Raw genomic sequence first — 5,465 nt, 5'->3', positions numbered from 1 at the left:
CTATGTCTATAAAAAATAACTATTGGTTTAAGCTATTCTTTATAGGATGGTTTTGTATCTACATTATACTACAATAGTTGAAAAAAAATCAAGTAGTGTCTAACGTTTAAAATAAGCAAAATGTTTCTTTAGACATGCCAAGTTATTTCTTTTTTAGGTAGCTAAAAAGAGTTTGAGTTAAAAGTGGAGATTCATTCTCAGGGGTGTAATTTTCTGAGTCAAAAGTGGAGATTCATTCTCAGGGGTGTAATTTTAGGGGTGTAATTTTGTTGCTACGATTTGTTAAGGGGTTGATGACTAAAACAAAGTAATTTTCCATTAAGCCAACGTCTACAATAAGATATTTCATCAGAGGATAATACTCTGCCACATTCAGCACAATGTAGTGTGTAATTTGAAAATCCTGACAACTTATACTCCTTTTCTTAATAATAATCTAAGTACTTAAGATAGACTCATAACGGTTGACTTTAGCCAATAAATGACCGCTAGGACATTTATTGGTTACAAAGTTTTGTTATATACGACTGTCTGTCCGAAAGCCATCCATATAATAAATAGAATTATGATTCCAACTATCTATTCCGTACACTCTAACGCCTGCAGCAACAATCACACTCATAGAACTTGCTCCATGCAGTGGTGGCATTACAATATCATTATCAATAAAATATACGTTGCCTTGTCTAATCTTTACTTCTTTTAGGTAACTATCCTTAGCACCAGTTTCCCAGGCTTTAATTTCTGCTGGTGTAGCGGGCTTAGCTACAGAGAAGAAGTGATTTTTTATCGACTCCAAAAGTTTTCTTGATTCTTCTTTGCTGCGTTCAGCTTCGTGACTTAAACTCCAAAGATTTGACTGAGTATCTAGTAATTGCTTTTGAAGAATAACGATTGCTGATTCATTTTCTATTTTTGGTGATTTCTTATCTAATTCTAAAGTTTTAATAGCGTGTTTAATCTTTGCACAACTTGTAGTAACTGCATCAACCATGTTATCTAAAGCATCATCATAAGATGTCATTGTTACACCTGATAAATCTGTTGGCAACCTAAATTCGCCTTCCTTGGATTTAGGAATAAGAACGAAACACTTTTCAATACCAAGAGCGCCAATGAATAGACCAAGCTCGAAAAGAACATTGTCTCGAACAGTACTATATGTTTCACCTCTTATGGTTGTCTCGTCATCTTTGTGAAAAACAAAAACCCCATAATCAGTGTTATTCGCACGTTTTATAAGAGAATTAATAGTTACAGAAGATAAATCAAAAGCATTGTCCCATTGTTTTACTTTAGCATCATATTCTAGCTTGATATTTACAGCTTCCGCAACCGAAATTCCTTCTGTAGACGATGCAATAAATACATTTGGCAGTTTATTCATTCAATATTCCTTTTGTGTATAACTATTTATTCAAACACATTATATAGATATTAACTTAAAAAAATAAAAATAACTAACATATCAAATGTATGATAATTATTTAAAAATCTTGTCAGCCCTTTAGACTTTTAAGAGAAAACCGTTTTTAAATATAAACAGCTATAAAATCTTTAAAAAGCAGAAGAACTATAGTGAGCAGTATTGAGCCGGCTATAAGGTAGATGGCGTTTTTACTTATGAGAATAGTTAAAAAGTTTTTTACTCCAAAAGCTTTTATGGTCATGACAAATCCTACAAAACCGCCTATAGTTCCTGCAAGTGCTAGGCCTGCGGCTCCCATCGGGGTTATGAGTGCGAGTGCGAAGACTATGTAGAACAGAAGCGAGAAGGTAGCGATTTTTGCGGCTCTCATCTGTTGCTCATTTGCGTAGAGCCAGAGCAAAAAGAGCTTTTGCAGACCTAGCGGGAGGAGTCCTATCATGTACATCTCAAGAACGGCTGCACTTTTTGATGTGTCAAGTGCGCTAAAAGAGCCTCTCTCAAAGAGCAGCCAGATTATCTCATGCGAGAGTATATATCCGCCGATGGTGCTGGCAGTCAGCAAAAACGCCAAAAACCAGAACGCACGCTGCATAAAGAGTCTTGCTTTTGCTTCATCATTGTTTTTTATGTAGCGCGCTATACTTGGAAAAAGTGCGATGGAAGTAGCAATGGCAAAGAGTGCAAGCGGGAGCTGAAATATGCGGTTTGCATAATAGAGATAGCTGATGGAGCCTGTTGCTAAAAAAGATGCCAAAAAGGTGTCTAAAAAAGCGCTTACTTGAGGTGTGGAGTTTCCCCAGATGGCAGGGAAAAACTGCTTTTTAAACTTTTTGCTCTCTTCTTTGATTTTGGATGACTTTGCTCCAAGATGTTTAAAACCGCTGCATAGAGGCTTTAAAAGCCCGAGTCGGCGAATAGCTATGATGTGCGTTATAAGCTGCAGTATCCCGCCTATAACGACACCGAAGCTCAGGTAGTAGACTATCTCGGCATCGCTTTTTTCTGCAGAGAGATAGAGCGCTAAAATAAGCGATATATTGAGAAGTGCGGTAGAGAATGCGGTTGTGGCAAAGTGGCGTTTGTACTGCAGCATCGCGCTAAGAAAAGTTACGGCAAATATAAGAGGCAGATACCAGAAGTTTATGGCTACATAGGGTTGGGCAATTTCAACCGTTTTTTCATCAAAGCCCACGGCAATGGCTTGTGTGGCAAGAGAAGGTGCAATATTTACAAGCAGGGTTATAATAATAATGACAGAGAGAAATATTAAAAAAATGTGTGCCGAAAAAGCGGATTTATTGTTTGAACGGGCATAAGCGGGAATAAATGCCTGTGTAAAAGCACCTTCTGCAAAGATGCGGCGAAAAAGATTTGGGAGCTTAAATGCTACGAAAAATATGTCGCTGTAGATGTTCGCGCCAAGAGCCGAGGCGGTCATTAAGTCTCTAAAAAATCCTAAAATTCTTGAGAATAAAATTCCAAAACTGTTGGTAAAAATTGCTTTAAACATGGGCTTCTTTTGGAGATATAGTATCACTTTTACGAAAGTTTAACAAATATTTGATTAAAATGGAGAGTTTAATTTTAAAAATAATAATTTGGGTAGATAAACAATATGGCACTATTTGGTTCAAGCAGCAAAACAGAACAATTACCAAAAACAATCCGACCCACCGTTATAAAAACACAAAACGTTGCCAAAGAGATTATAGAGTTGGCAAAAAGAAACGGGGTAAGTCCCGGAAGCTTGGATTTTGACATCTTGGAAGTAGAGACTTTTGTTAGAACAAACAAAGAGAAGATGGAATCGGACTGGGAAGAGATAAGCGTTGAAGAGCTGCATAAACTAGATGATGCAAGAGAGATACTAAATCCTCTTTTTGAGATAAAGCAGGCATATGAGGTTGAGATATATTCAAAAGAAGAGAACAGCATATTTAAAGATTTCCACGCAGCAGTCGGGGCAAATGCAACAAAGTGCAAAATATATTTGAGTATAAAAGCGGGTTCGCAGGTACTTACGAGCCCAAGATTTGAAGATGAATTTTTAAACTATATAAACAAGAGTAAAATCAGAGCCGGTATATTGGTCAATATTTTCGATGAGATGGTAAAGGATGTCGTCTCAAGAGTATCGGCACTTGCTAAAGTTGATGGAATTATAAAGTATGATAAAAATCAGACCATACTCATAGCCGATGCGTATGAGCCCACCCCTACTATAAGTGACCAGCTTATAACGCACTATGATAAAGAGGTTGAAACAGGCAGCGATGATCGTGTGGATTACTCAAAAAGAGGATTTATACATAGTGTTTTAGACGGCGATATTTTGATGGAGTATATAAAACCAAAAAAAGGTAAAGCCGGTAGAAATTGCCGTGGAGAGTTTTTAGAACCGCCTGAACCTGAGGTGAACTATGCACCTAATTTTGATGTTGATGACACAATAGAGATAGTAGATAATAAAGAGAATATAATCTATAAAGCAAAAGCCAGCGGCTATATCAGCCTTGATGGAAATACATACAAAATAAAATCAGAGATGGATGTAGGAGAGATAAGCTTTAAAACAACCGGTTCTATCTCTACAGGGCTTGATTCTGATGTTTGTCTGAGCGTGAAAGAGAATGACTCACAAAAAGATGCCATCGGAAACGGTATGGAGGTTGAGGTCAGCGAGATTGACATAAAAGGAAACGTAGGTCCAAACGCAAAAGTAACGGCAAATAGAGCGACAATAGAGGGGCAGACTCATAAATCATCACATATTAAAGCAGATGATTTGACCATAAATGTGCATAAAGGCACCGCTATTGGCAGTAATATTAAAATAACAAGGCTTGAACACGGCATAGTCGAAGGCAAAAAAGTAGAGATTGTTCAGGCTATGGGCGGAGATATAAGGGCAAGAGATATTGATATCGGTATATGTACCTCTTATGTAAAAGCTACGGCATCAAAATATATTGAAATCAAAAAGCTTCAAGGCAGCGAAAACGTCTTTACTATTGACCCTCTTTTACAAAAAGATAAAAAAGAGGGATTTGGTGAAAATCAGGATGAGATTAACCAGTTTAGAACAAGTGTAGAAGAGATAAAAAAAGAGGTTGAGAAGTATCAAAAACTTGTTAAAGACAACACTGCCTCATTTAACGACGTTAAAAAAAGATTGATGCACTATAAGAAAAACGGAATAAAAATGCCTGCAGCATTCTTGGCAAAATATAAGCAGTTTCACAAAGCGCAGGAGCATCTTGAGAATATTATCAATGAGTATAAGGTAAAAAATGACAAACTTCTTCTTTTGACGACAAAAACAGCCTCTTTTCAAGACAGTATAACAGATGCAAGAATTATAAACAGAGATAGATGGGTCGGGCACAACGAGCTAATCTTTAAACTTGTAGAACCCCCTATAGAGCTTAGTTATAAACCACAAGAAGGCTCTATGGAGAAGGTATTTGCGGTTGTAGAGACGGATGAGGGAGTATTTGAGATACAGGCGGTGAAAGAGTGATAGTTGGATTAAGAGGAGATATTGTCTATAAAGAGCCGTCGTTTGTCCATGTTGACGTGGCTGGAGTAGTTTACGAGGTGTTTATATCTCTGCAGAGTTTTTCCGCTATAAGAAGCGATGAGGTAAAACTTTTTACTTCACACATAATAAGGGAAGATGCTCAACTTCTCTACGGCTTTTTTGAACTAAGTGAGAAGAAACTATTTGAGAGACTTGTAAAAATTAACGGTGTAGGTCCAAAGGTTGCGATGGCTATATGTTCAACCTATACTCCATCGCAGTTCGCCGTTATTATAAACAACAAAGACATGAACGGCGTAAAAAAGGTTCCGGGCATTGGTCCTAAGAGTGCAGGGCGCATTTTGGTTGAACTTAGCGGCTTTGATGCACAGCTTACTTCATCGCAAAGCCAAGAGCCAAACAGCTCTTTTAATCAGGCAAGCGAAGCTTTGGAGTCGTTGGGGTTTAAAAAAGATAAAATATCGAACGCGCTTAGCAGGTGCGACCTAAGCGGTG

The 5,465-nt window shown here is 37.5% G+C and carries 4 protein-coding genes; 2 read left to right on the top strand and 2 right to left on the bottom strand.

What is annotated here, in order from left to right:
* Positions 1-517: 517 nt before the first annotated feature.
* Both RQ763_RS08935 and murJ read right to left on the bottom strand, forming a co-directional pair.
* Positions 518-1,387 (bottom strand): nucleotide-binding protein, encoded by an 870-nt coding sequence (locus tag RQ763_RS08935; protein ID WP_314152469.1) that lies wholly within the window; start codon positions 1,385-1,387, stop codon positions 518-520.
* 145 nt (positions 1,388-1,532) lie between these two features.
* Complete coding sequence (gene murJ, locus RQ763_RS08930; RefSeq protein ID WP_314152468.1) at positions 1,533-2,939, bottom strand: murein biosynthesis integral membrane protein MurJ; 1,407 nt, start codon at positions 2,937-2,939, stop codon at positions 1,533-1,535.
* A 105-nt stretch (positions 2,940-3,044) separates the two neighbouring features.
* Between murJ and RQ763_RS08925 the strand changes: the two genes are divergently transcribed.
* Both RQ763_RS08925 and ruvA read left to right on the top strand, forming a co-directional pair.
* Positions 3,045-4,949, top strand: coding sequence for a flagellar assembly protein A (locus RQ763_RS08925; RefSeq protein WP_314152466.1), 1,905 nt, complete (start codon positions 3,045-3,047; stop codon positions 4,947-4,949).
* Positions 4,946-5,465: Holliday junction branch migration protein RuvA (gene ruvA / locus RQ763_RS08920; protein ID WP_314152465.1), on the top strand; the 520-nt coding region annotated here is incomplete at its 3' end. The genes RQ763_RS08925 and ruvA, both read left to right, overlap by 4 nt.

The sequence above is a fragment of the Sulfurimonas sp. genome (assembly GCF_032250635.1).
Lineage (GTDB): Bacteria > Campylobacterota > Campylobacteria > Campylobacterales > Sulfurimonadaceae > Sulfurimonas.
This window is presented reverse-complemented; position numbering and strand designations above follow the sequence as displayed.